The sequence below is a fragment of the Pseudomonas sp. B26(2017) genome (genome assembly GCF_002113045.1).
GTDB lineage: Bacteria > Pseudomonadota > Gammaproteobacteria > Pseudomonadales > Pseudomonadaceae > Aquipseudomonas.
In genome coordinates this window covers 24,475-50,245 of record NZ_NEJJ01000023.1, presented here as the reverse complement: position 1 = coordinate 50,245, position 25,771 = coordinate 24,475, and the positions used below count along the sequence as shown (strand labels likewise).

Here is a 25,771-nt window from a genome sequence, read left to right as displayed (position 1 = left end):
CTCAGCTGCAGAGATCCCGCGAGTTCGCTAACCCGTGTAGGGGGCGGCCCTCGGGGAGGACCCGGAAAAATGGCGCCCCACACCCGTCCGCCGACCTAGCTTCGGTCGGTCGATGCCGACTCCGAAACGCCCAACCGCTTGGCAGCCCAGCGTTCGTACAACCCGATGGCAACATCGGCACCGGCCATTGCCGTCAGGCAACCCAAGGCGCCCGCCGTCCAGATCGTCATGCCGGCGGCGATCATCAACATCATCGCCGAGACCCCGCAGACAATGCAGGCACCAGACCGAAGCGCGAGGCGGCGCAACAATGCCCAGCCCCGCGCACCGTCCTTGTCGGCACGCCACATCTCCCCCGATACGCCACCGACCAGGGCCAGGACGATCACTAACCAGATCGGCATCTCTGCCAGCGCTTGTTGCTCGTTTGTCATCGCCAACCCCTAAACGCAAAAACCCGGCGCAATGGCCGGGTTTGGTGGTGTGGTGCCTGCCGCTCTCTGCGGTCGCACCTATCGAAGATGGGTACTTTTTACAGGGCGATTCCGGTGGCAGCAAGCGAGTTTTAATGCCATGGAACAATACGGGTGCAATATGGGTACGACGCGGGTGTAACAGGGGTACAACGTATTTACTCGGCTATCGCTTTTGATTCGGCGTCCCATCCGTCCCACCTTTAAAAATCGAAGTGGGACGCTTGAGAGCGCCTAGATTCGGGGCCTCGCCCCACCGTCCTACTTATTTATCTCCTTTCTCGTGTAAAGGGAGAAATTTAAGAACACGCTTGCGCGTGAAACGCGCGTGCATGTGCCTGCTACGCATATGCGGGCGGGTGACGCTGAAAGGTGGGACGGTGGGACAACCCAGTAAAGACAAGGCCCGCACCTGTCCCACTACGTCTAAACATAGTGGGACAAGGCGGGCCGGTGGGACAGCAACTGCCGGAGCCGTGCCAGGGGTCAAGCAGCCACCCCCATCATGACTCCAAGAATCTGCAGGTGTGCGTCATGCAGGCGCTGATAATAAGTGTCACGCCCGCAGCCGCAGTGCGCATATCGCAAGCGCATGCCGACATCGAGGGTGCAGTAGTGCTCTCGCACCACCGTCACAAGCTCGGGCGCAAGGTGCTTGTTCACGATCAACTCAATATCTAACGAGCTCTCCAACGGCGCACGAAATGCACGCCGCCCACGGATCAACTGGCCATTGCTTTCCATCATCATCGCGACCATGTTGCCACCTGCCAGCCCCCCTTTCGAATGATCGGAGTGCAGCTCCTGAGCCCACTTCTTCAGCAACGAATCAATCTCCTTAATCATCGAAGCAAGGCTCCTCGAAAGCAGATTGCTCCAAAGCAGACGCCTTGCCCCAGCCCTCAGGTTTCTTGTAACCCCACAAACGAATCCGACTCTTGGTCATCGCACCGAGCCGGTAACGACTCCAACCTAGCCGGTGCAGAATCGCACCGACCCGCATCTGCTCCGGTTTGCCCCAATGCCCCGGATCAAGCTTGAGGGCTTGCGTCAGAATCTCGCTGCCGGTGGTGGTCTCGCCGATCTGCGACTCTTCAAGCCAGGTCAGGATCGGCGTCTCCCATTCGTCCACCACGAAACGCTCGTCCTGCTCCTCGGCGAACAATGTCGCCTCATCTCGCGTCACCCACCAGAGGTCACCCGCGTCGTAACAAAACACAGCCTCGGCCCATAGCTGGTCGCGAATGGAGCGCAGCAGCTCTAGGTCCACCTTGGTACAGGCTACCGGCCAATACCGCCGGTTACCGGTGGCGTCCTTCAGGTACTCCTCCTGGTTGGTGGTGCCGACAAAGACGCACTGACGCGGTACGTCCATGGTGCGACGACCGTAACTCTCGCGGTAGGTATCGGTGGACGCCGAGAAAAACTGCTTGGCCTTTGTACTTTCCGCTTTGTTGAAGCTGTCCAGCTCGCCAAGTTCGACGATCCACTTTCCCCGGATCGCCTGAAAACCGTCTTTGTCGCCCAGGGCGAACGGTGTGTCCATGAACCATTCACCGCCGAGAATGCTCATCGCCGTCGATTTACCAGCACCCTGCGCACCTTCGAGGATCATCACCGAGTCAGCCTTGCAGCCCGGTTTCATCACCCGCGCTACAGCCGAAATCATCCAGCGCTTGCCAACCTTGGACGAGTAAGCAGAAGCCCTAACGCCCATGACGTCCGTCAACCAGCATTCCAGACGCGGCACACGATCCCATTCCAGCTTTTTTAGGTATTGCCGCACTGGGTGAAACTCGTGGTCATGCGCCACGACACTCACCGCCTCGATCACATGGGACGCTTTGACCCGCAGGTTGTAATGCTGCGCGAGCCATTTCATTACCCGCACATCATCAATGTCAGCCCAGTCGCCCGTACCCCCGCCATAAGGCGCTGCACGGAGCTTGACGATCTTCGAACTGAACGCGCTGAAACTGATGACTCCGGCCCAGCGAGGATCATTGGCGAGGATCAATTCAACGTTTTGCATGTGTGCAATCAGTGCGCCGCTGTCACTACGGGCCAGGAGATCTTTCCACCCGCCTGCGGCCGGCGGCTTAACCACCGCCAACACTTGACGGCGCACCGCCTCCAGCCCCTCTGCGACGTGCAAATCGTTGAAGTCGGTCCATTTATCACCGCGCTCACCGGAAAAGATTGGTGCAACCACCTGGCCACCGACGATGAGTGCCGCGTTATTGGCCTTTTCTTCACCAGGGTTCCAGGCATCACCGTTCGGCTTGGTAGTTTTCCAGTCATCATCGCGGCAAATGATCAGCGGACAGCCCGCGAACCGCTCACGCATGGCCTTACAGACCGCAAGCAAGTTACCCGCATCGAATGCTACGGCGACGGTAAGCGAGGTCGCCATGTGAAGGCTGGCGCCAGTCGCGTAGCCTTCACACACCAGCACGGGATCGCCCGGATCGGCGTCCGGTCCTAGGAGATGGAAAGCCCCCTCTTTCGACATCCCGTAAGGCCAATACGTCTTGTCCCGGCCAGTGTCTTCCTGTTTGTTCGGGTAAATCACCTGAAGCCCGACGATGTCGTCCCGCGCATTGCTCATGGGGACCAAGACTGCCCCGGAACGCGGCGCGTATCGCACCCGGATACCGACAATTTGCTTGCGGTCCAGGTATTCGCTGCGGCCTTTCTCTGGCATCCGCTGGAACAAGGCATCCGCTCGCTTCGCCGCCCGGCGCGCCGCATTGGCCGCAACCTCAGCAGCACGACGCTTGCCCTCTTCCTGCCGAGCGCGCATCACTTCGCGTTCTTCGGGTGACATCCGGCCGGCCTTGACCTTGATCTTCTGCGTCTCACCCGAACGCCAATCGCCGAATGAACCGAAAATCAGCGTCTCACCTTTCTCGGTGCGGTGTTCATGGGCGACGTACCAGCCGTTTTTCTCGGTACCCTTATCCTGCGCCGTCTTGCACCGGGTGAGCTTGCCGAACACCAGCGGTTGCGCTGGTACAAGGCCGTAATCCGCGAACTGCGCCAAAAGTTCATCGAGCATGACGACCTCCCTTCAATTCCGCGAGCGAAAGACAGTCCACACAATGGGTGCAGCCTGGTTGCGCGACACGACGTGCCTCTGGAATCGGATCTTCGCACTCTTCACAGAACAGATAAGAGTGTGCCGCCAATGCAGGTTTGGCGGCGATGCGACGTGCTGCGAGCGCTTGGTCGACACGCTCTTGGACGAGATCATTAGCAAAGTCTGCGATGTCAGCCACGGTCAGCACCTCGCGTCGTCTGATTGACATAGGTGGCGCGGTTGAACAACCCGAGCAGCCCTTGAATACCCCGGAACACCTGCAGACGAATCGCGGCGAGTTCCTGATCGGTGACGACGCCGTCGCCGATGCTCTTGGCCCAGGTATCGGCGAGATCCGCGACCTGCCGAAAGTACTCGGCGATACCAGTCGTGAGGGTTTCAGGCATGTCGTTGGTGTAGGTGTCGGCCAACTCCTGCCAGACCGTGTCGCCGACCAGCGCGTGCACCGCATCCAGAATACGGCGATCCTTGGTCAGTTCGAGGATCTCGCCGAACTCCTGAATGTTGATGGAGTGGCTAGGGTGGGTCGGCGACAGCTTGTGCTGTAGCGTGGTCGGGTTGCGGCCGGTCGTGGCGGCGATGGCCGCAGCGCCGCCTGGGTATTCGCGAGCGGCGTGGTACAGCGCTAAATCGAGCGGCAGGACTTCCCGCTGGGCCCGATCTACGGAACTCAGAGCGATTCGGCTCATGGCATTAATCCTTGAATGTTGCCAGTGCCGCACGACAGGGAGTGGTGGTACATTTGTCGTGTGGCGTGTAAGTGCCCAAACGCCGGCGAGGTTTCATAGACCAACACCGGCACCGTGCTGGGGCGAACAATCCGTTGCTCACCCCTAGCGCAACAGCTGCCAGCTCTGTGGTGGAAAAGGCAGCAACACCAAAGCTTCCGAGCCTTGGAAAACGCGAGAAGAGTGGGTGGTTTGCATTTGGTTTGCCCCCTACTCCTAACGCGGCCCGACAGCGCTGTGGTGGTGCGTGTCGGGAGGAACTGGGCGACCTTTGGGTCGCCTTTTTTCTAACTATGCTGCTTCGCTCGGCGAGACATCGTCCATGATCCCAAAGTGTTCAAGTACTTCTGAGATCGTCACGCAGCCATCACTTTCGCGGGCCAATGACTTGATTAGAGAAACGCTTGGATCTTTGCTCGCATATTTCACGTGTAAGCGAAGGTAGCTATCAGCTATACGGCAGCGCTTCGCATAGGCCTTTAGTTTTTCCTTATCCATGTTGCTGATGTAATCACGCAGGTTCATTGAGTAATCCTCCGAGCGCTAAATTAACCTTTGAGGTTATTTTTTGCAATACCCGTGGAGACATTCACCTCAAAGGTTAATGAAGCCAAAATCATCACATGAAAATTTCAGATACCCGGCTTCACAACTTTCGACGAATCATCGCTGAGCGGAATCTTCGCTTGACGGACGTAGCTGAGCGCCTAGGTAAAGCGCCTGCGCAGGTCAGTGCTTTCGGAGGGAAGAATCCTACGAAAGGGATTGGTGACCAGATTGCACGCGAGCTCGAAAAAGCTCTGAACTTGCACGAGGGTTATCTCGACATGCCATACGGTGTTGGTGAGTTCAATAACGCTACTGTGTTAAGCCATACAGGACGTAAGCTTCCCGTTATAGGCTCCATTGCTGCGGGTTCATGGTGCGAGGGTCAAGGGAGTTTTGATCCAAGAGATGCGGAGGAATGGATTGATGCTCCGGGACCAGTGGGCCCAAGCGCATTCATTCTTAGAGTTGAAGGTGTGAGCATGGAGCCAAAGTTTATGGAGGGAGACAAGATCGTGATCGATCCATCCCTCGAAGCTTTACCAGGCCATTTTGTTGCAGCGAAGCGAGTTAGAGATGAAGCAGCAACACTCAAGCAACTCAGACAAGAGGGTAGCGAACGTTATCTCTATGCAGTCAATCCTGATTGGCCGGAACGCATAATCCGAATGACTGAAGAATGGAACATATGCGGCCGAGCTAGGTGGAAAATTTCCGACCTTTAAAAATTAACCCCAAAGGTTACTTTTTCTTGACCAAATAACCTTTAGGGTTAAAATTGCCTCACTCTCCACCATAGAGCGAGGCTTCACCCATGCTACCTAGCGCTACCCTCCACGTTCACCCGGCGTGCGTCAGCAACAAAAAAATGATCGAGCAGCTGCAGCTCGCCACGGGCCGCCTGGTCGTCATTCATAACTGCAAACCCAAGCTTGTCGCCAAGTCCTGCCAGCCCTCTCCTGTCGATCCGAACGGCGGAGGGCACGCGGCATGATCAAGTACAAGATCGACAACCGCACCCTGCAGTTGCTTAATGCCCAGGTCAATCTGACCGAGACCTTCGACCACGTCCTGCGTACAGCACCGAAGCGCGAGTGCCTGGCATTCCGTCTAAAGGCCGAACGCGGCACATTGGAAAGCACTTTTGTCATCGAGCTGGGCAGTGAACGCCACACGCTGACTCTGCCGAACGACAAGAAGATGCACCTCAAGCTGGCCGACTTCATCGAAGAGATTGCCAACGGCCCGCTTGAACCGAGCAGCACCAGCGACCAGGTACATCGCGCGCATGCCGATCGCCAATACGGCCGCTTTGACGTCCAGGACAAGCAGCGGGTATTCGAGTTGATCCGCACCGGCGGCATGCTGAGCCTCGACATGGGCTTCAATCTGCCGCTGCACGTGGCTATCCATCGCCCGCACACTCTCTCCTGCATCACCGCCATCCTCAGCATCGGCAAAAAGAGCCCGCGCACACGGTGTTTTACCGCGTGCGGTACCGATGTCGAAATCTACGGCAAGGTCAGCGAATCCATCAGTCAAATTGCCGCAGCGGCCACTCCTGCCGCACACGCGGCTTAAGGAGGGCGCCATGGAACGCACCCTCGCCCAAACAGCTGCGCATCTCGGCCTGACCCGTCCCAAGCTCATCGCCTACATGCGGGAAAAGGGTCTGCTCAATGGAAACCTACCGGCGGATCTGAAACGCGATGGCCAGTATCTGCGGATCAAAGACAGCTCTTGGTACGACGAGAAATACGGCATGCAGTACAGCCAGTCGACTCGGGTCAAGCAGGCCGGAATCCGCTGGCTGGCTGACCAGTTGGGTATCGACCTCCCCGCCATTCCGGCAGACCGCCGTGACGTGGCCTAGGGAATACGCCCGACAGATCATCGCAATGCGGACACGTGAGGAGCGCAATGCCGCGCTCCAGGAGGTGCCCGAACATCTGCGGGAATTGACCAAACGCCATTGCCTGAACGCCTGGAACCACCCATCACGATCCAAACGCAAGGAGGCTCAATAGCCACATGAACAACGCGAACCAAACACCGCTGCGACTGCTTCCAGCGCCTGATAACTGCACCGTTGACATGCTTTACCGTCTTTTCGGCGACGTACTCATTCCACTTGAAAAGCTGCGTGTCCACTACTTCAAGAACCTCAACGAAAAGACGTTCACAGAAGCGATCAATAGCCGCCGGATTCAAATTCCCGTGACCACTATCGACGAAAGCGGAAAAGCATTGAGGTATGCCCACATCAAGCACGTCGCGGCTCTGATTGATATCCGCGCCTACAAGGCTGATGAAGAGATGCAACGACCGCTAGACGACAAGCCGGACGCGTAATACCCACCCGAGATAAAGCGACACCCCTATTTGGCTGCCACCACCAGCCAAGCGAACCTAGGAGCAAACCAAATGACAGCAATTCAAATCTGCGCACTCATCGCCCTAATCACTCTGGCCGGCCTATTAGTCTGGGCTGGATACTTCATGGGCCGTACCGACGGTATTTCCGCTGGCATGAAACAAAGTGACGACATCCTGCGCGCCGAAAGCGCCAAGACCATTCGCGAGTTAAGGGCCTCCCTCGACTTCATCAAGGCCGACCACGCTCACTTGGCGCAATTCAGCAAACGCCTGCAGAAAGCGTTGACACTCGGCGATCCCGAACGCCAGTCACTGCTCGAGATCGCCGAAAAGCTCCGCATTGCCGCTGAGACTTTCGCTGCCTTCCGCACCGGGAAAAAATTGGAACGCGAAACCCGCGCCCTGCGCGACGAGGCGCTCGCCATGGCCGAATTACTGAAACCCGCCGAAATAGCAGGCCGTGCAAAGGTAGAAAAGGTGTCTCCTCGCATTCCTCTCTGCAAGGAAGATGCAGAAAAAGCTGCTCTTTTTTTCCAGCAGCTATCTCAAGACGAAACCGCACACGCAGCAATTGGGGGTGCAGCATGAGCTGGATCCTCACCTTCACCGGCAAGCAGTTCGACCTTTACGACCCAGACGTCGAACTGATCGACCCTCGAGACATTGCTCATTCGCTCGCCAATCTGTGCCGATTCAACGGCCACACCCGCGAGTTCTATAGCGCGGCGCAACACTGCTGCCTGGTAGCCGATCTGGTGCAAGAGGAAGACAAATTGGCTGCCCTGTTGCACGACGGAACAGAAGCCTACGTCGGCGACATGGTGCGCCCACTAAAGCAGTGGATGGATGCTTATCAGGACGTCGAGGAATGGATCTGGGAGCGCATATGCACCCGGTTCAAGCTCGACACCGAACTGCCTGCAACCGTGCGACGGGCCGACCTGATAGCACTGGCCACCGAGCGCCGCGACCTCATGCCAACCGATTCGGCTAGCTGGGATTGTCTGGTAGGCATCGAACCTGCTGCCGAAACCATTCGCCCTTGGTCACCTAACGAGGCGCGACTCACGTACCAGCAGCGCCTGATGGATCAACTCGCTATCGAGCACCGGAGGAAAGCGGCATGAGAAACGTACAGAACACCACCGAGACCCTGCCCGCTTTGCTCCGTATAAACAACGGGATCGCCACGCCTGTAAACAACAACTGCTGCGCAGCAGCACGCATTATTGCCTCTTACAGCAGCACTGCCGAGGGTCTGATAGCCCACGAAAAGCTGCGCGAGGCAGCCATCCATAATGCGACGCTGAACGCTCAGAAACGCTCGCCCGCGCAGCTTGTCGAGGGGTATACGCAATGTGATGAGGCAGCAGAGCCATCGTTGCCAACCTATCACCTCGACAAGATTCCAGAAGACAAGATGGCCGAACTCGTCGGTACCACGCGCCGGGCATTACAAGGCAAGCGCGCCAGAGGCGTCATCCCCAAAGGCGTCTGGAACAGCATCGATAGCCGCATTTATTACAGCCTAAGGAGATACGAAGCATGGCTCGAGAGCCAATGGGATTGCCCACCGGAGTTGAATTTGCTGGACAGTCCGTCCGCATTCGCTTCACCTGGAACGGGCAACGCCGTTGCGAAACCCTCCCCTATCCCCAAACGTCGAAGGGGATTAAGGCTGCCGCCGACTTACGCGCTAACGTAACCAGCCTGATCAAGCACGGCGTGCTGGACGATCAGCGCTACGCCGAACTGTTCCCAAACTCCACCTATGCCAACTACTCAGCGACTCCCCGCTTCGGGGAGTACGCCCAGGAGTGGCTCAACAGTCGCGAGATCGTGGCGGGGACACTCAAGAACTACCTCGGCTCGCTCAATCTGTACTGGATGCCGTATCTGGCAATGCTGCCCATCGACAGCATCACGTCGGTGATGCTGCGCAAGGTCGTAGCCAACACAGAATGGCCGACGCCGGGCGTGAAGCGTGCGGCGATCCAGCGCCTGACCACTGTGTTCGGCACTGCGGTAAAAGATGGCCTGATCAACCGTAACCCGGTGGAATCCATCGAACTGCCGGTGAAAGCCAAAAAACCCATTGATCCCTTCACGGTCGGTGAGGCCAACCAGATAATCCAACACCTATATAAGACGCTGACCCATTCGATGCGGATCTACGCGGCGTACTTCGAGTTCGCCTTCTATACCGGCATGCGCCCCAGCGAGATCGCGGCGCTGCGCTGGGAAGAGGTAGATAAGGAAAAGCGACTGGTCAACGTGTGTCGGATCGTCGCGGACTACAAGATCGAGGAGCGCACCAAAACCCGGAACGCACGCCAAGTCATGCTCAATAGCCGAGCGTTGCACGCCCTCGAGCAGGCAAAGCTGGAGGCGCAACAACGCGCCCTGCAGGGCCGTCGTAAACGCGCCGAATCGCCCTTTGTATTCCCGCCAACGAAGAACTTCGAGTTCATTCAACAATCGAGCGTGACCGACAAACACTTCCAGGCTGCACTGAGCGAATTGGGGATTCGCGCCCGCCGGCAATACAACTGCCGACACACATACGCTACCATGTGCCTCATGGCGGGTATGAACCCTGCGTTTATTGCCACTCAGCTCGGTCATAGCGTTCAGATGTTGCTATCGACTTACGCCCGATGGATCAATTCCAGTACTGACTGGGGTGAACTCGGTAAGCTCGAAAACAGCTTGATTGGTACAAAATTGGTACAGACTGAAACAGTACCCCTCTGAAACCCTTATGGAATCAGCCCCTGTGACACTGGAACAGAACTACACCGCGATTCTCGGCCAATTGGGCGAGGACGTCTCCCGCGAGGGCCTGCGCGACACGCCAAAACGTGCCGCCAAAGCCATGCAGTACCTCTGCCGCGGTTATGAACAGACGCTCGAAGAGGTCACCAACGGTGCCCTGTTCAGCTCCGACAACAGCGAAATGGTGCTGGTCAAGGACATCGAGCTCTACTCGTTGTGCGAACACCACCTGCTGCCGTTCATCGGCAAGGCCCACGTCGCGTACATCCCGAGCGGCAAAGTGCTGGGCCTGTCGAAGGTCGCGCGGATCGTCGACATGTACGCCCGCCGCCTGCAGATCCAGGAAAACCTCAGCCGCCAGATCGCCGACGCGGTCCAGCAGGTCACCGGCGCGCTGGGCGTGGCGGTGGTGATCGAGGCCAAGCACATGTGCATGATGATGCGCGGTGTGGAGAAACAGAATTCGTCGATGATCACCTCGGTGATGCTCGGTGAGTTCCGCGAAAACGCGGCGACCCGCAGCGAGTTTCTCAGCCTGATCAAGTAATTGATTGCAGAAAAGAACCGGCGTTGATCGCCGGTTTTTTTTCGTCCGTGAAAAATCGGGTAAGCTGCGCGCCTTCTTCAATGTCCCTGTGAGGCTTGTAACGTGTTCGTCAAAGCGCTTCGTGTCGGCCTCGGCCAACTGATCATCTTCGTTGATTTCCTGACTCGCCCAGGCAAGAAACAGCGCCCCGCCGCTGCCCAGGCTCAGGTTGACGCCGCCGCCAAGGACCTGACCCTGTATCAGTTCCACGCCTGCCCGTTCTGCGTGAAGACCCGCCGCAGCCTGCGCCGCCTGAACGTTCCGGTGGCCCTGAAGGACGCGAAAAACAACGAGCAGGATCGTCAGACCCTGCTGGAACAGGGCGGCAAGATCAAAGTGCCGTGCCTGCGCATCGAAGAGAACGGCCAGACCACCTGGATGTACGAGTCCAACACCATCATCGAATATCTGAACCAGCGGTTCGCCGCAGTCTGACTCAAAAAAAACCGGCCTGAGGGCCGGCTTTTTCATGCCGCCTGCGCCGCCTGCGCCTGGCGCACCACCGCTGCCAGCCGCTTGAGCCCTTCGTCCAGACGAGCCGGATCAATGTGGCTGAAGTTCAGGCGCAGGTGGCCGGGATTGCGATCGGGCTCGGGAAAGAACGGTTCGCCTGGCATGAACGCTACATCATTGGCCAGCGCGGTATTCAACAACGTTCGGGTGTCCAGCGGTTGCTTCAGTGTCAGCCAGAAAAACAGCCCGCCTTGCGGCGTGTTCCAGTCCGCCAGGTCGGCGAAATGGATTTCCAGCGCTGCTTGAAATGCATCGCGGCGCTGACGGTAGAAGCTGCGCAATTCACTCAAGTGCTGCTGATATTTCTCACTGCCGATCCACTGCAATGCTTGCCACTGACCGATACGATTGGTGTGCAGATCTGCCGATTGCTTCAGTTTGAGCAGGTGCGGGAACAGCTCCGGGCTGGCGATCAGGTAGCCGACACGCAAGCCTGGCAACAGGGTTTTCGACACGGTGCCGGTGTAGATCCAGCTGGATTTTTTCAGGCGTCCGGCAATCGGCTGGGCGCTGCCGCCGTCGAAGGTCAGTTCGCGGTAGGGTTCGTCTTCGATCAGGGTCACGCCGAATTCGTCGAGCAATGCCGCAACGGCTTCGCGCCTGGCTTCGCTGTAGCGCACGGCAGACGGGTTCTGGAAGGTCGGAATCAAATAGATGAACGCCGGACGATGCTGCTCCAGACGCTGACGCAATTGCGCAAGGTTCGGACCGTCAGCCTCCAGCGGCACGGTCAGGCAATCGGCGCCGAACAGTTGGAAAATCTGCAAGGCCGCCAGATACGTCGGCGCTTCGAGCAGGATTTCGGTGCCTTTGTCGATGTACAGCTTGGCCGCCAGGTCGAGGGTCTGCTGAGAACCGCTGACCACCAGCACCTGACTCGCCTCACACGGCAAACCCAGCGCCCTCGCCTCTGCCGCCAGCGCTTCGCGCAGTGCAGGCTCTCCTTCGCTCATGCCGTACTGGCCGAGAGACAGCGGCATGTCGGCCCACTCGACCTTCGGCAACATGGCTTCTGCAGGCAAACCGCCGGCAAAAGACATGACTTCCGGGCGCTGGGCCGCGGCAAGGATTTCACGGATCAGAGAACTTTTGAGGCGCGAGACACGTTCGGAAAAAGCCATGGAAGTCACCGCTAGCGAGGCATGGGAAAAATGAGTCAAACTTGTTGACTGAAATTACGACACCCTCACTGGAAGCGTCAATATGCTTGACCTTAAAAACTGCGCCAGCCAACAACAGGCCATGGAAGCCTTTTTCTTTGGTTACCAGGCATTCACCGCCAAGGCCGATGAAATGCTTGAGCGTCGCGGCTTGTCCCGAGTACACCAACGCATTGTGTTTTTCATCGCCCGCTACCCGAACCTGAGCGTCAAGGAATTGCTCGCGCTGCTCGGCGTCAGCAAGCAGGCGCTGAACATGCCGTTGCGTCAGTTACAGGAAATGCATCTGGTGGACAGCGTGGCGTCCGAGACTGACAAGCGCAAGCGCCTGCTGGAGCTGACGGTTGAAGGTGCGAAATTCGAACAGGCGCTGCGCCGCGAGCAGGTGAAATTGCTCGAGCGGGTCTTTGCCGAAGCCGGCGAAACGGCGGTCAACGGTTGGCTGGCGGTGAATCTGGCGCTGGGAACCAATCGCCCGAACGAGTGATATAGCTCGATCGCCGATCTTTTCGTCCACAAAATCAAAAACAATATTTGCTTTATTTGTACACAAAAGCATAATCCACAGCGTGCGAGTTCCTGACCGCATGGTCAACAAATTCGCGTATGCCTCAAAGGGCCGCTGCCACCCCTCATGGGTCCGGTCCTGGAAATAACAATAAAACTCTTGAGGAGTACTCGCTGTGGAAAGCCGCAAATCCGAAGCATCGACGCTGGAACTCTCGCCGCCGTTACGCACTGGCCTGCTTGAGCGCATCTTCAAACTCAGCTTGCATGGCACCACGGTGAAGACCGAGCTGATTGCCGGTCTGACAACCTTCATCACCATGGCCTACATCATTTTCGTCAACCCGAACATCATGGCCGATGCCGGGATCGATCACGGTGCAGCCTTCGTCGCCACCTGTATCGCCGCTGCGCTGGGCTGCCTGCTGATGGGCCTCTACGCCAACTGGCCGGTAGGCCTGGCGCCGGGCATGGGCCTCAACGCGTTTTTCACCTATACCGTGGTCGGCACCATGGGCTACAACTGGGAAACCGCCCTCGGTGCGGTGTTCGTCTCGGGCGTGCTGTTCATGATCCTGACCTTTTCGCGGATTCGCGAATGGCTGCTCAACAGCATTCCGGTCAGCCTGCGCTATGCAATGGGCGCCGGCGTGGGTCTGTTCCTCGGGCTGATCGGCCTGAAAACCGCCGGCATTGTGGTCGATAGCCCGGCCACCCTGATCAAACTCGGCTCACTGCGTGAACCCGGCCCGCTGCTTGCCGCCATCTGCTTCCTGATGATCGCGATCCTCAGCTACCACAAAGTGTTTGGCGCGATCCTCATCAGCATCATCACCGTCACCCTCGCCGGCTGGGGGATTGGTCTGGTGCACTACGAGGGCATCATGTCCGCCCCGCCAAGCCTGGCGCCGACCTTCATGGCCATGAACGTCGCCGGCGTATTCAACGTCAGCATGATCAGCGTGGTACTGGCGTTCCTCTTCGTACACATGTTCGACACCGCCGGCACCCTGATGGGCGTCGCCCAGCGCGCCAACCTGGTGAACGCTGACGGCCGCATCGAAAACCTTTCCCGCGCGATGAAAGCCGACTCCGCCTCCAGCGTATTCGGTGCAGTCGTCGGCGTTCCGCCGGTCACCAGTTACGTGGAAAGTGCTGCCGGTGTAGCGGCTGGTGGTCGGACTGGTCTTACCGCAGTCACCGTGGGTGTGCTATTTATAGCCGCGATGTTCTTTGCACCGCTGGCCGGCATGATTCCCGCCTATGCCACCGCCGGCGCGTTGATTTACGTAGCGATGCTGATGATGGGCGGCATGGCGCACATCGAATGGGACGAAGCGACCGACAGCATTCCGGCGATCGTCACCGCGATCATGATGCCGCTGACCTTCTCGGTTGCCGACGGTATCGCGCTGGGCTTCATTACCTATGTCGCGCTGAAGGCCGGCACCGGTAAATACAAAGAGATCTCCGTCAGCCTGTGGGTGCTCTGCGCGATCTTCATCGCCAAGTTCATCTTCCTGTAAGCGCTACGCGGTTCACGCTTCAAAACAGCCTCACCCCAACGGGTGGGGCTTTTGCACATTCTTGATAACGATAAAAAGGAGCAAGTGATGAGTCTGGAAACCTGGCTGCTGTTCAGCGGCGCTGCGCTGGTGGTGATCCTGATTCCGGGGCCGCTGTCGTTGCTGATGATCAGCAACAGTCTGAATTACGGTTTGCGCCGTTCCTATCCGGCCTTTCTGGGAGGTGTGAGTGCGTCGATCTGCCTGCTCAGCGCTTCGGCACTGGGGTTGGGCGCCCTGCTGCTGGCCTCGGAAAAACTCTTCAGCGCATTGAAGATCGTCGGTGCGCTGTACCTGTTCTACCTCGCCTGGCAGAGCTGGCAGCAATCGCGTCAGCCATCGGTTGGCGCAGAAGTACCGCAGGCGGCGCCTGTTCCACGCTTTCGCGCGCTCTTTGGACGTGCATTCATGCTGGGCGCCAGCAACCCGAAAGACATCCTGTTCTTCGCCGCTTTCCTGCCGCAGTTCCTCAATGCCGAGCAGCCGTTTCTGCCACAACTGCTGGTGATGATTGCGACCTGGACAGTGCTTGATCTGCTGTGCAAGTTGACCTACGGCCTCGGCGCTCACGGTGCAGCACGCTACCTGCGCAGCGGCAAGGGCCAGAGCTGGTTCAACCGCATCAGTGCCGGTTTGTTCGGCGGCGCTGGGGCAGCTTCGTTGTTGAGCAGTCACTGAGGCCACAGAGGGCGGGCAACACCCGACTACATTTCGCCTCACACATAGATATATGTACCGCACTTCGCGACGTTGATTCACCGAACATCCGGCCCTTCTGGCCAGATCAACGTGAATCAACCTTGCGAGCGAAATACCCATGAGCCCCAAACGCCCGATAAAACCCGGTGCCTCGACCACCTCCCCCGAAACGCCTTTCACCCGTCCCGATGTCGGGCTACCGCCGCTGCACAGGCTGCCGCTGAACGTCGCCCTCGACGATGCAGGCAGAATCTCTGTCGACCCGCCAGCTCAATCATCCTCCTCCCAACCATTGGCTTTAGAGATCGTCGATCTTCCGGGCGACACCCATATCACCCCTGTCATCACCCATGCACCGATCGAGCACTTTTTCCTTCCGCCCAATCACTTGTCCCGACTACCGGCGCCAAATGCACTTTCCGGCATTCGAGAACTCGGGACGCAAAGGCACTTCGTCGACCTCCAGGAAGGGGGGACGATATTGCTGGGCATCGATTCGGAAAACCATTTTCGGGCCCGATTGAACAGCGACCACAGACCCACCGGGCCACGCGTCGAACAGGTTGAGGGCTCGCTCTTGTGGCGCGTCAAACCCACTGACAACAGCGCTGGCAGCAGCGATTCCACATTAACGCTCAAACGCCTGCGCAACCCGGATGAAGATCCTGAAGAGATTGTCGCGCCCAAACGCTCTGCCACTACGACGGATGATGAGTGGTCCGATCCCTGGAAAAACTGGGGTGTTTCACTCGAGCACGCTCCCTTCGGCAGCATTGAAGTCGATGGCATCCGGTTTCCACTGATGCCTCGAGGCAGCGACCCGGATCACCCGATCGCCTACATCAAGAATCCGAACCACTGGGTATACGATTTCGATTACATGGAACGCATCCTTGGCACAGACCTGATGCAGCAACCCAGAGGCGCGATCCGCGTTCCGCCCGCCAATCAGTGGGAGATAGATCCGAATCTCCCCTTCCAACATCCACTGAAGCAATACATCGCCACTTTTTTTCCTCAACTGTCCGAAACCTCAGTGAACAAGGTGGCCAGGCATCAATTCGGTCTGGCCAATGAAGGGGACATGGCAACCAGCGTCGGCCTGACCCGGCTCAGGCAGACATTCAATGACTGGAAAAGTGGCAACAGCACTCCCCGCCCGGAGCTGGCCGATCCGTTACTGATGCTCCCGATACTGCCAACCACCAGCGAGGGGGGATTCAACCGGATTCTGGAACTACCCTCCGCGTCCCCGGAAGGTCCTCTCCAGCGACTGGACTTCGATCTGACGAAGAAGGAATGGGACTATTTCAAAACAACGCAGTCAGGCACAGAACTCAAGCGCGTCATGGCCGGTGTCCTGAACCGGCAGGGTTATGACGTTTTTACCCCGACCCAGGCAGATGCTTATCCGGCGCTGGTGTTTCGTCGCAAGAATCATCCTTTTGTTTTTTTCATCAGCCTGTACCGCATCAGAGGAAAGAAAATTTACCAACACTTGAGGTTCGCTCCCGAGGCAGCCGATATGCGCCTGACCACTCAGGTTGGCTATTCGGCCCATCAGGAAATGCTTCAGGCGCATGCCGAAAAAAGGCTGGTCTGGCTCAAGGGAGGATCGCAGATCCTGGCTTCGCAGACCGATTCCGTTTTCATCGTCAGGGATGATGATTCGAAGTTTGGAGCGCTTCCCGACCGTTAATCCGGGACGTCTTTCGGGGCACGAAAAAAAGCCCGCAGTGTGAGCGGGCGAAAGACCAAAGAAGCTATATGCGCAGTCGCTTCCCGGCAGGGGCAGCCGCTTGGGGGTCAGCTGCCCCGATAGGTGGAATAGCTGTAAGGCGAGATCAGCAACGGTACGTGGTAGTGATCCTGTTCGGCAGAGATGCCGAACCGCAGTACGACCACGTCCAGGAATGCCGGCTCCGGTAACTGGACGCCACGGGCGCGGTAATAATCGCCGGCGTGGAACTGAACCTGATAGACACCGGTACGGTAGTCATCGCCTTGCAGCAGCGGCGCATCAACCCGGCCATCGCTGTTGGTAAGCGCACTGGCGACCAATTCCAGGTGCGAACCTTCAACGCGGTACAGCTCGACCTTGATCGAGCTGCCCGGGCAACCGTGTGCAGCGTCCAAAACGTGTGTTGTCAAACGTCCCATTGATTCTGCGCGCCTGCCTGCGTGGAGCAGTCAGACTTCGCGCCTCCCGAAGTCAGTTGAAAAGGAGACCGCACCGTTTCGGAGCACGAAAAGCTGCGGCGAGCGATTGATTAAGACACTTTTCAAAAAAATTGTACACAATAAAAACGACATTTTTCCTGCCACCCCCGCCATCCTTCGATTTTCCGGTGATTTGCCGTGCAACCTTGCATTCATTGAACCCCCAATCCATTAGCTGACTGGTCAGGCAGGTTTCTTGCAGGTTCACGCCATTAACAGCAAAAGATGACAGCCGGCGAAAAATGCGAAAAATCAGGCTTACAAATTGAGAATAAAGTTGTATACAATCAGCCCATCGCTGTGACGCCAGCCTGCCATCCAAATTTCAGGGCGCCACACAATCTGTCAACGAATAAGAAGGAAGACTGCAGTGAGCGCTGACTACCCACGCGACCTGATCGGTTACGGCAGTAACCCTCCTCACCCACACTGGCCGGGTAACGCCCGGATCGCCCTGTCGTTCGTACTCAATTACGAAGAAGGCGGCGAGCGCAACATTCTGCACGGCGACAAAGAATCGGAAGCCTTCCTCTCGGAAATGGTCGCGGCCCAGCCTCTGCAAGGCGTGCGCAACATGAGCATGGAGTCGCTTTACGAGTATGGCAGCCGTGCCGGCGTCTGGCGGATTCTGAAACTGTTCAAGGAATTCGACATTCCGTTGACCATCTTTGCCGTGGCCATGGCCGCCCAGCGTCACCCGGACGTGATCCGCGCGATGGTCGATGCCGGTCACGAGATCTGCAGCCACGGTTATCGCTGGATCGACTACCAGTACATGGACGAGGCGCAGGAACGCGAGCACATGCTCGAAGCGATCCGCATCCTCACCGAACTCACCGGCGAGCGCCCGCTGGGCTGGTACACCGGCCGCACCGGCCCGAACACTCGTCGCCTGGTGATGGAAGAAGGCGGTTTCCTCTACGACTGCGACACCTACGACGACGACCTGCCCTACTGGGAACCGAACAACCCGACCGGCAAACCGCACCTGGTGATCCCGTACACCCTGGACACCAACGACATGCGCTTTACCCAGGTCCAGGGTTTCAACAAGGGCGACGATTTCTTCGAATACCTCAAGGATGCGTTCGACGTGCTTTATGCCGAAGGCGCCGAAGCGCCGAAGATGCTGTCGATCGGTCTGCACTGCCGTCTGGTGGGCCGTCCGGCGCGTCTGGCTTCGCTCAAGCGCTTTATCGAATACGCTAAAAGTCATGAACAGGTGTGGTTCAGCCGCCGCGTCGACATCGCGCGTCACTGGCACGAAACCCACCCGTACCAAGGGGCTGCCAAATGAGCACCTTTCAAACCCTGAAACCGTCGACCCTGAGCCGCGACGCCTTCGTCAAAGCCTTCGCCGACATCTACGAACATTCGCCATGGGTGGCCGAGAAGGCCTTCGACCTGGGCCAGGACGCGTCGATCGACCAGATCGAAACCCTGCACCAGCGCATGAGCGACATCCTGTTGAGCGCCGATCACGCCAGTCAACTGGCACTGATCAACGCTCACCCGGACCTGGCCGGCAAAGCTGCCGTCCAGGGCGAGTTGACCGAAGCCAGCACCAATGAACAGGCTGGCGCCGGTATTCACCAATGCACGGCCGAAGAGTTCCAGCGCTTCACCGAGCTGAACGACGCCTATAAAGCCAAGTTCAAGTTTCCCTTCATCATGGCGGTAAAAGGCAGCAACCGGCATCAGATCCTCGCGGCGTTCGAAACGCGCATTCACAACCCGGTCGACACCGAGTTCAAATGCGCGCTGGCGGAGATCAACAAGATCGCCCTGTTCCGATTACTGACTCTCTAGCAAGCCTGGCCCGAGAAACCTCTAGAACGCTTGCGTTTCCCAGGGCCTTGCAAGCATCCCCAGCCACTTATTTAAAGGCAGACAAGAAGAATGAAAGCTTACGCCGTACCTTTCGAGAAGTTCGTCAACCTGGCCGACGCCCGTCTGGGCACCAAAATCATCTCGGTCACCGATGACTGGTTCGCAGACGCCAATCGTCTGTTTCAGCCGACCCCGGCCGTGTGGAAGGAGGGCGTGTTCGATGACAACGGCAAGTGGATGGACGGCTGGGAGTCCCGCCGCAAGCGCTTCGAAGGCTATGACAGCGCGGTGATCCGCCTGGGCGTGCCGGGTTCGATCAAAGGCGTGGACATCGACACTTCATTCTTCACCGGCAACTTCCCGCCATCGGCCTCGCTGGAAGCGTGCTTCCTGGCGTCGGGCGAGCCGGACGAAAACACCCAGTGGACAGAAGTGCTGTCGGCCGTCGAACTGCAAGGCAACAGCCACCACTACCACGAAATCAGCAACGACAAGGCGTTCAGCCACCTGCGCTTCAACATCTACCCGGATGGCGGCGTGGCCCGTCTGCGCGTGTACGGCATTCCGTTCCGCGACTGGTCGGCAGTTGGCGACAACGAGCAAGTCGACCTGGCAGCAGCCCTCAACGGTGGCCGCGCCCTCGCCTGCTCCGACGAACACTTCGGCCGCATGAGCAACATCCTCAACCCGGGCCGTGGCATCAACATGGGCGATGGCTGGGAAACCGCCCGTCGTCGCACGCCAGGCAATGACTGGGTGATCGTCGCGCTGGGCCATCCGGGCGAGATCGAAAAGATCATCGTCGACACCCTGCACTTCAAGGGCAACTACCCGGACAGCTGCTCGATCCAGGGCGCGTTCGTCAAGGGCGGCACCGACAGCCAGATCGAAACCCAGTCGTTGTTCTGGCGCGAACTGCTGCCAAGCCAGAAGCTGGAAATGCACGCCGAACACACCTTCGTCGAGCAGATCAAGGCACTGGGCCCGATCACCCACATCCGTCTGAACGTGTTCCCGGATGGTGGCGTGAGCCGCCTGCGCGTTCTCGGCAAGGTAGCGAAGTAAGCGGCGCGACCATTCGCGAGCAAGCTCGCTCCCACATTGATCGCAACTCCTGTGGGAGCGAGCTTGCTCGCGAAAGCGTCAGATCAAACAACACAGAATTCGGAAAAGAAGAACAGCATGCGCACACTGACGATTGAACCGCTGACCAAAGAAGCCTTCGCCCCTTTCGGTGACGTGATCGAAACCGACGGCAGCGATCACTTCATGATCAACAACGGTTCGACCATGCGCTTCCACAAACTGGCGACGGTCGAAACCGCGACGCCAGAGGACAACGCGATCATCAGCATCTTCCGCGCCGACGCGCAGGACATGCCGCTGACCGTCAGCATGCTGGAACGCCATCCGCTGGGCAGCCAGGCTTTCATTCCGCTGCTCGGCAACCCCTTTCTGATCGTGGTCGCGCCACTTGGCGATGTACCTGTATCAGGCTTGGTCCGCGCCTTCGTCACCAACGGCAGGCAGGGCATCAATTACCATCGCGGCGTCTGGCACCACCCGGTGCTGACGATCGAAAAGCGGGATGACTTCCTGGTGGTTGATCGCAGTGGCACAGGCAATAACTGCGATGAGCATTTTTTCAAAGAGGATGAGCGTTTGATCCTCGCCCCCCACCAATAAGAGAAGGTCTGATCACTCGACAACAAGAGTGACAGGCGAGAGGTAAAGACTGTGGAAGCACATCTGTTGGAATGGCTGAACCTGAGCGTGCGCTGGGTTCACATGATCACTGGCGTGGCCTGGATCGGCGCGTCGTTCTACTTCGTCTGGCTGGAGAACAACCTCAACCGCGTCAACCCGAAAACCGGTCTTGCCGGTGATCTGTGGGCGATCCACGGCGGCGGTATCTATCACCTGGAAAAATACAAACTGGCCCCTCCGTCGATGCCGGAGAACCTGCACTGGTTCAAATGGGAAGCCTATTTCACCTGGATGTCGGGGATCGCGCTGCTGTGCGTGGTGTTCTACTCCAACCCCGTGCTCTATCTCGTGGCACCCGGCAGCGGCCTGACCGGCCCTGAAGGCGTGGCCATCGGCATCGGTTCGCTGATCGCCGGCTGGTTCATCTACGACTTCCTTTGCGATTCACCCCTCGGCAAGAAACCCGCCCTGCTCGGCTTCATCCTGTTCGTGCTGATCATCGGCGCGGCGTATGGCTTCAGCAAGGTGTTCAGCGGTCGTGGTGCGTACCTGCACGTCGGCGCGATCATCGGCACCATCATGGTCGGCAACGTGTTCCGCATCATCATGCCAGCGCAGCGCGCACTGGTTGCCGCGATTGCCGAGAACCGCACGCCGGATCCGGCCCTGCCGGCCAAAGGCCTGCTGCGTTCGCGTCATAACAACTACTTCACCCTGCCGGTGCTGTTCATCATGATCAGCAACCACTTCCCGAGCACTTACGGCAGCCAGTACAACTGGCTGATCCTGGCCGGGATCGCAGTGTTGGCGGTGTTGGTGCGTCACTACTTCAACACCCGTCACGACAGCCACAAATTTGCCTGGACCCTGCCAGTGGCAGCAGTGGGCATGATCAGTCTGGCGTACGTCACCGGCCCTGCGCCGATGTCGACCGCTCCGGACGTGGCCAAGGCACCTGCGAAAATCGAGTACCAGCCGCTGCCGGAAACGGCTTTGGGTGGTCGCGCGAAACCGGCTGAAGCGGCGCAGCCAGCAGCCCCTGCTGCACCGGCCGCCGCTCCCGCTCAGGCCTCCAACGCCGGCCCTGCGTTCGACAAGGTGCACAACGTGATCCAGGAACGCTGCGCGGTCTGCCACTCGGCCAAACCGACCAGCCCGCTGTTCAGCGCTGCACCGGCCGGTGTGATGTTCGACACCCCCGAGCAGATCCGCCAGAACGCGGCGCGGATCCAGGCGCAAGCCATCACCACGCAGATCATGCCACTGGGCAACATCACACAGATGACCCAGCAGGAACGTGACCTGATCGGTGCATGGATCGCCCAGGGAGCCCAGACCAACTAAGCCGTAAAAACATCGCTGGCAAGCCGGCTCCCACAGGATTTTGCACTGCCTGTGTGGGAGCTGGCTTGCCAGCGATCAGCCGCAACGCGGTTTACCTGATGCAAAGAAACAGCTGTGAGCAACCCGGCAGCTGTTCATCACAAGAATAAAAAAGATCCGAGGTGTTGCATGTCCGAGCTGTCCAAAGCGCGCATCCCCGACGCACCCGCCATTCAGCGTTTGCCCCTTTTGCAACTGATCCTGGTCGGTTTGCAACATGTACTGCTGATGTACGGCGGCGCCATCGCGGTACCGCTGATCATTGGACAGGCCGCTGGCCTGAGTCGTGAAGAAATTGCCTTCCTGATCAACGCCGACCTGCTGGTCGCCGGCATCGCCACCATCGTGCAATCCTTGGGGATCGGCCCGATGGGCATTCGCATGCCGGTGATGATGGGCGCCAGTTTTGCCGCCGTCGGCAGCATGGTCGCCATGGCCGGCATGCCCGGCATCGGTCTCCAGGGAATCTTCGGCGCAACCATCGCCGCCGGGTTCTTCGGCATGATCATCGCGCCGTTCATGTCCAAGGTCGTACGCTTCTTCCCTCCCCTGGTGACCGGCACGGTCATCACCTCGATCGGTTTGTCGCTGTTTCCCGTGGCCGTGAACTGGGCCGGTGGCGGCGCTGGCGCCGCTCAATTCGGTTCACCGATTTACCTGGCCATCGCCGCACTGGTGCTGGCCACCATTCTGTTGATCCACCGCTTCATGCGCGGTTTCTGGGTCAACATTTCCGTGCTGATCGGCATGTGCCTGGGCTACGTGCTCTGCGGCGCCATCGGCATGGTCGACCTGAGCGGCATGGCCAACGCGCCATGGGTTCAGTTCGTCACCCCGCTGCATTTCGGCATGCCGAAGTTCGAACTGGCGCCGATTTTGTCGATGTGCCTGGTGGTGGTGATCATCTTCGTCGAGTCCACCGGGATGTTCCTTGCGCTGGGCAAGATCACCGGCCAGGAAGTCTGCCCGCGCATGCTGCGTCGCGGACTGCTGTGTGATGCCGGGGCATCGTTCTTCGCCGGATTCTTCAACACTTTCACCCACTCTTCCTTCGCGCAGAACATCGGACTGGTGCAGATGACCGGCGTGCGCTGCCGCTCGGTGACCATCGTTGCCGGCGGCTTGCTGATCGTCCTGAGCCTGCTGCCGAAAGCGGCGTTCCTGGTGGCGTCGATTCCACCGGCGGTGCTGGGCGGGGCGGCGATCGCGATGTTCGGCATGGTGGCGGCGACCGGCATCAAGATTTTGCAGGAAGCCGACATTGGCGACCGGCGCAATCAATTGCTGGTGGCGGTGAGCATCGGCATGGGCCTGATTCCCGTGGTCCGTCCGGAATTCTTCGCCCACCTGCCGTTGTGGATGAGCCCGATCACCCACAGCGGGATCGCCATGGCCACCCTGAGCGCGCTGACGCTGAACCTGTTGTTCAACATTCTCGGTGGCGCCGAACGCGCCGCGATCAACGACTGCCACGCACACCCGCACTGATCCGAAGAGAAAAAAAGGGGCTCGCCAACGCCAGCCCCTCGCGACAGCTTTGCCTCAAACAATAAAAATAAGAGGGAGCAACAGATGATCCGGACTCAAACCAACGTGTTGTTGAGCGGCGGCCTGCTGGCCGCATCCCAGGCCATGGCCGGCGATTTATTGCTGTGGCAGACCAACAGCCTGAGCTACCTGTACGGCAAGAACTTCGCGATCAACCCGTCGATCCAGCAGACGGTGACGTTCGAGCACGCCGACAAATGGAAATACGGTGACAACTTCCTGTTCGTCGACAAGATCTTCTACAACGGTAAGGAAGACCGCAACAAAGGCCCCCACGCGTTCTACGGCGAATTCAGCCCGCGCCTGTCGTTCGGCAAGATCCTCGACAGGAAGCTGGAGTTCGGCCCGATCAGGGACGTGCTGCTGGCCATGACCTACGAGTACGGCGAAGGCGACAGCGAGGCCTATCTGATCGGTCCCGGCTTCGACCTCAAGGTGCCGGGTTTCAACTATTTCACCCTGAATTTCTATCGCCGCCAGACCGAAGGCCCGCGCCCCGGCGATGGCGTCTGGCAGATCACTCCCGGCTGGTCCTACAGCATTCCCGTGGGCAATTCCGACCTGCTCATCGACGGCTATCTGGACTGGGTGGTCGATAACGACCAGAACTCGCGCGGCACCTATCACGCCAACCTGCACATCAACCCGCAGATCAAATACGACCTGGGCAAAGCCCTTGGCTGGGGCGAAAAGCAGGTGTACGTCGGCACCGAATACAGCTACTGGAAAAATAAATACGGCATCGAAAACACCCACAGTTTCGACACCAATCAGAACACCGCCAGCCTGCTGGTGAAGGTGCACTTCTAAGATGACCCGCAACCGTGCGCCTTACCTGTCGTCGGTGCTCTGTTGCGGGGCACTTGAGGCCTGGCCGTTGAGTCAGTATTCTCCGCGGCCTCCTGAATTCGGTCTAAAAAAAAGCCCGAATTTAATTCCTGACCGAAAAGCCAACTTATCCCGGCCGCGGTCAGTACCGAGGCATCCCGAAAACACGCTCAATCGACTGTTTTTCAGCAGCCGACGGGCGTTTTTTTGTTTTTCGAAAAGCCTTGGCTCAGCTCTTGCTAACAGCATGAAAGCTGACCGGATGGATGATTTTTGCTGCAACGAAAAAAGGCGCCACACCAGAGCGCCGACTCAAAAAAATAAACGTGGAACACCTACTTTGGGAGCAACCGAATGAAACGTATGTGCACCAGCCTGATGCTCGCGGGATCGCTGCTGGCAGGGGGTCAGGCCATGGCCGACGGTCTGCTGCAATGGCAGAACAACAGCCTGACCTACCTTTACGGCAAGGACTTCAAGGTCAACCCGGCCATCCAGCAGACCGTCACCTTCGAGCACGCCGATGCCTGGAAGTACGGGGACAACTTTTTGTTCGTCGACAAGATTTTCTACAACGGCAAGCCTGACGGTGGTGTCGGCAACAACACTTACTACGGCGAATTCAGTCCACGCCTGTCGTTAGGCAAGATCCTCGATCAGAAGATCGAATTCGGCCCGGTCAAAGACGTGCTGCTGGCGATGACCTACGAGTTCGGCGAAGGCGACGTCGAGTCCTACCTGATCGGTCCAGGCTTCGACCTGGCGATTCCCGGCTTCGACTACTTCCAGTTGAACTTCTATCAGCGTCACACCGAAGGCTCGCGTCCGGGCGACAATGTCTGGCAGATCACACCGGTCTGGTCTTACACCATTCCGGTCGGCGACTCGAACATCCTGATCGATGGTTTCATGGACTGGGTGGTCGACAACGACGTTAACAGCAAGGGCGAATACCACGCCAACCTGCACTTCAACCCACAGGTCAAATACGACCTGGGCAAGGCGCTGAATTTCGGCGAGAAGCAGCTGTACGTCGGTGTTGAATACGACTACTGGAAAGACAAGTACGGGATCGATGATACCCGTGCCTTCACCACCAATCAGAACGTGACCAGCTTCCTGGTGAAGTTCCACTTCTGATCCGGCGGCGTCCTTATGGACGCCATCGCGAGCAAGCTCGCTCCCCCAGGGTCACGCGCCGTTCACAGCGGTTGTGTACACCGCAGA

At 58.4% G+C, this 25,771-nt stretch carries 31 protein-coding genes; 23 read left to right on the top strand and 8 right to left on the bottom strand.

Annotation, left to right across the window (positions count from 1 at the left end; all coding sequences use genetic code 11):
* Positions 1–95: 95 nt before the first annotated feature.
* The 6 genes from CAF79_RS27135 to CAF79_RS27110 all read right to left on the bottom strand — a co-directional run bounded on the left by CAF79_RS27135 (position 96) and on the right by CAF79_RS27110 (position 4,826).
* The gene (locus CAF79_RS27135) at positions 96–434 is read right to left on the bottom strand and encodes a phage holin family protein (RefSeq protein ID WP_085701142.1); all 339 of its coding nucleotides are present in this window, start codon (positions 432–434) and stop codon (positions 96–98) included.
* Positions 435–959: 525 nt separating this feature from the next.
* Positions 960–1,319 carry a hypothetical protein gene (locus tag CAF79_RS27130; RefSeq protein ID WP_047598933.1) on the bottom strand — a complete coding sequence of 120 codons (360 nt, stop codon included), beginning with the start codon at positions 1,317–1,319 and terminating at the stop codon, positions 960–962.
* Positions 1,312–3,531 (bottom strand): VapE domain-containing protein, encoded by a 2,220-nt coding sequence (locus CAF79_RS27125; RefSeq protein WP_085701141.1) that lies wholly within the window; start codon positions 3,529–3,531, stop codon positions 1,312–1,314. The genes CAF79_RS27130 and CAF79_RS27125 overlap by 8 nt, the downstream gene beginning before the upstream one ends.
* Positions 3,521–3,751 (bottom strand): TraR/DksA family transcriptional regulator, encoded by a 231-nt coding sequence (locus tag CAF79_RS27120; protein WP_085701140.1) that lies wholly within the window; start codon positions 3,749–3,751, stop codon positions 3,521–3,523. Before CAF79_RS27120 ends, CAF79_RS27125 begins: the two co-directional genes overlap by 11 nt.
* On the bottom strand, positions 3,744–4,262 hold the full coding sequence (locus CAF79_RS27115; protein ID WP_047598937.1) for a phage regulatory CII family protein: 519 nt from the start codon (positions 4,260–4,262) through the stop codon (positions 3,744–3,746). The genes CAF79_RS27120 and CAF79_RS27115 overlap by 8 nt, the downstream gene beginning before the upstream one ends.
* Positions 4,263–4,592: 330 nt before the next feature.
* Entirely contained in the window at positions 4,593–4,826 is a 234-nt protein-coding gene (locus CAF79_RS27110; RefSeq protein ID WP_047598938.1) for a hypothetical protein, read from the bottom strand.
* A 98-nt stretch (positions 4,827–4,924) separates the two neighbouring features.
* On the opposite strand from CAF79_RS27110, the gene CAF79_RS27105 reads away from it, so the two are divergent.
* From CAF79_RS27105 to CAF79_RS27055, 10 genes are all read left to right on the top strand, one after another.
* Positions 4,925–5,572 (top strand): LexA family transcriptional regulator, encoded by a 648-nt coding sequence (locus CAF79_RS27105; RefSeq protein WP_047598940.1) that lies wholly within the window; start codon positions 4,925–4,927, stop codon positions 5,570–5,572.
* Between the two features lie 265 nt (positions 5,573–5,837).
* Positions 5,838–6,428: a hypothetical protein gene (locus tag CAF79_RS27095; RefSeq protein WP_085701138.1), complete on the top strand. Its 591-nt coding sequence runs from the start codon at positions 5,838–5,840 to the stop codon at positions 6,426–6,428.
* Between the two features lie 10 nt (positions 6,429–6,438).
* Complete coding sequence (locus CAF79_RS27090; RefSeq protein WP_085701137.1) at positions 6,439–6,720, top strand: phage antirepressor KilAC domain-containing protein; 282 nt, start codon at positions 6,439–6,441, stop codon at positions 6,718–6,720.
* Positions 6,721–6,878: 158 nt separating this feature from the next.
* Positions 6,879–7,199, top strand: coding sequence for a pyocin activator PrtN family protein (locus tag CAF79_RS27085; RefSeq protein ID WP_085701136.1), 321 nt, complete (start codon positions 6,879–6,881; stop codon positions 7,197–7,199).
* A 72-nt stretch (positions 7,200–7,271) separates the two neighbouring features.
* Complete coding sequence (locus CAF79_RS27080) at positions 7,272–7,811, top strand: hypothetical protein (protein ID WP_371917947.1); 540 nt, start codon at positions 7,272–7,274, stop codon at positions 7,809–7,811.
* Entirely contained in the window at positions 7,808–8,350 is a 543-nt protein-coding gene (locus CAF79_RS27075) for a phosphohydrolase (protein WP_085701135.1), read from the top strand. Before CAF79_RS27080 ends, CAF79_RS27075 begins: the two co-directional genes overlap by 4 nt.
* Positions 8,347–8,928, top strand: a complete 582-nt coding sequence (locus CAF79_RS29585) for a hypothetical protein (RefSeq protein ID WP_256579511.1) — start codon at positions 8,347–8,349, stop codon at positions 8,926–8,928. Before CAF79_RS27075 ends, CAF79_RS29585 begins: the two co-directional genes overlap by 4 nt.
* Positions 8,829–9,977, top strand: a complete 1,149-nt coding sequence (locus CAF79_RS27065) for a site-specific integrase (protein WP_256579513.1) — start codon at positions 8,829–8,831, stop codon at positions 9,975–9,977. The genes CAF79_RS29585 and CAF79_RS27065 overlap by 100 nt, the downstream gene beginning before the upstream one ends.
* Positions 9,978–9,999: 22 nt before the next feature.
* Positions 10,000–10,545 carry a GTP cyclohydrolase I FolE gene (folE, locus tag CAF79_RS27060; protein WP_085701133.1) on the top strand — a complete coding sequence of 182 codons (546 nt, stop codon included), beginning with the start codon at positions 10,000–10,002 and terminating at the stop codon, positions 10,543–10,545.
* A gap of 102 nt (positions 10,546–10,647) precedes the next feature.
* Positions 10,648–11,019 (top strand): glutathione S-transferase N-terminal domain-containing protein, encoded by a 372-nt coding sequence (locus CAF79_RS27055; protein WP_039769909.1) that lies wholly within the window; start codon positions 10,648–10,650, stop codon positions 11,017–11,019.
* Positions 11,020–11,051: 32 nt separating this feature from the next.
* On the opposite strand, the gene CAF79_RS27050 is transcribed toward CAF79_RS27055, so the two are convergent.
* Entirely contained in the window at positions 11,052–12,218 is a 1,167-nt protein-coding gene (locus CAF79_RS27050; protein ID WP_085701132.1) for a PLP-dependent aminotransferase family protein, read from the bottom strand.
* A gap of 82 nt (positions 12,219–12,300) precedes the next feature.
* Between CAF79_RS27050 and CAF79_RS27045 the strand changes: the two genes are divergently transcribed.
* The 4 genes from CAF79_RS27045 (at position 12,301) to CAF79_RS27030 (ending at position 16,727) form a co-directional block, all read left to right on the top strand.
* Positions 12,301–12,744, top strand: a complete 444-nt coding sequence (locus tag CAF79_RS27045; RefSeq protein ID WP_011333199.1) for a MarR family winged helix-turn-helix transcriptional regulator — start codon at positions 12,301–12,303, stop codon at positions 12,742–12,744.
* A 196-nt stretch (positions 12,745–12,940) separates the two neighbouring features.
* Positions 12,941–14,290, top strand: a complete 1,350-nt coding sequence (locus CAF79_RS27040) for an NCS2 family permease (RefSeq protein ID WP_039769903.1) — start codon at positions 12,941–12,943, stop codon at positions 14,288–14,290.
* Positions 14,291–14,377: 87 nt separating this feature from the next.
* Positions 14,378–15,007, top strand: a complete 630-nt coding sequence (locus CAF79_RS27035; protein WP_085701131.1) for a LysE family translocator — start codon at positions 14,378–14,380, stop codon at positions 15,005–15,007.
* Positions 15,008–15,146: 139 nt separating this feature from the next.
* Entirely contained in the window at positions 15,147–16,727 is a 1,581-nt protein-coding gene (locus CAF79_RS27030; protein ID WP_085701130.1) for a hypothetical protein, read from the top strand.
* 107 nt (positions 16,728–16,834) lie between these two features.
* Here CAF79_RS27030 and uraH read toward each other — a convergent pair whose 3' ends face one another.
* Positions 16,835–17,188, bottom strand: a complete 354-nt coding sequence (gene uraH / locus CAF79_RS27025) for a hydroxyisourate hydrolase (protein WP_011333195.1) — start codon at positions 17,186–17,188, stop codon at positions 16,835–16,837.
* 430 nt (positions 17,189–17,618) lie between these two features.
* Between uraH and puuE the strand changes: the two genes are divergently transcribed.
* The 9 genes from puuE (at position 17,619) to CAF79_RS26985 (ending at position 25,684) form a co-directional block, all read left to right on the top strand.
* Positions 17,619–18,545, top strand: coding sequence for an allantoinase PuuE (puuE, locus tag CAF79_RS27020; RefSeq protein ID WP_085701129.1), 927 nt, complete (start codon positions 17,619–17,621; stop codon positions 18,543–18,545).
* The gene (gene uraD / locus CAF79_RS27015; RefSeq protein WP_007960034.1) at positions 18,542–19,057 is read left to right on the top strand and encodes a 2-oxo-4-hydroxy-4-carboxy-5-ureidoimidazoline decarboxylase; all 516 of its coding nucleotides are present in this window, start codon (positions 18,542–18,544) and stop codon (positions 19,055–19,057) included. The genes puuE and uraD overlap by 4 nt, the downstream gene beginning before the upstream one ends.
* Before the next feature lie 90 nt (positions 19,058–19,147).
* Entirely contained in the window at positions 19,148–20,143 is a 996-nt protein-coding gene (gene alc, locus CAF79_RS27010) for an allantoicase (protein ID WP_085701128.1), read from the top strand.
* A 117-nt stretch (positions 20,144–20,260) separates the two neighbouring features.
* Positions 20,261–20,764 (top strand): ureidoglycolate lyase, encoded by a 504-nt coding sequence (locus CAF79_RS27005; RefSeq protein ID WP_027613342.1) that lies wholly within the window; start codon positions 20,261–20,263, stop codon positions 20,762–20,764.
* A gap of 51 nt (positions 20,765–20,815) precedes the next feature.
* The gene (locus CAF79_RS27000; RefSeq protein WP_085701127.1) at positions 20,816–22,129 is read left to right on the top strand and encodes a urate hydroxylase PuuD; all 1,314 of its coding nucleotides are present in this window, start codon (positions 20,816–20,818) and stop codon (positions 22,127–22,129) included.
* A 168-nt stretch (positions 22,130–22,297) separates the two neighbouring features.
* Positions 22,298–23,656: a nucleobase:cation symporter-2 family protein gene (locus CAF79_RS26995; protein ID WP_011333188.1), complete on the top strand. Its 1,359-nt coding sequence runs from the start codon at positions 22,298–22,300 to the stop codon at positions 23,654–23,656.
* A gap of 84 nt (positions 23,657–23,740) precedes the next feature.
* Positions 23,741–24,526 (top strand): outer membrane protein OmpK, encoded by a 786-nt coding sequence (locus tag CAF79_RS26990; RefSeq protein WP_085701126.1) that lies wholly within the window; start codon positions 23,741–23,743, stop codon positions 24,524–24,526.
* A 1-nt stretch (position 24,527) separates the two neighbouring features.
* A complete protein-coding gene (locus tag CAF79_RS29010; protein ID WP_139832634.1) occupies positions 24,528–24,902 on the top strand; it encodes a hypothetical protein in 375 nt (124 codons plus the stop codon).
* Positions 24,899–25,684, top strand: coding sequence for an outer membrane protein OmpK (locus CAF79_RS26985; RefSeq protein WP_085701125.1), 786 nt, complete (start codon positions 24,899–24,901; stop codon positions 25,682–25,684). Before CAF79_RS29010 ends, CAF79_RS26985 begins: the two co-directional genes overlap by 4 nt.
* Positions 25,685–25,771: the final 87 nt, after the last annotated feature.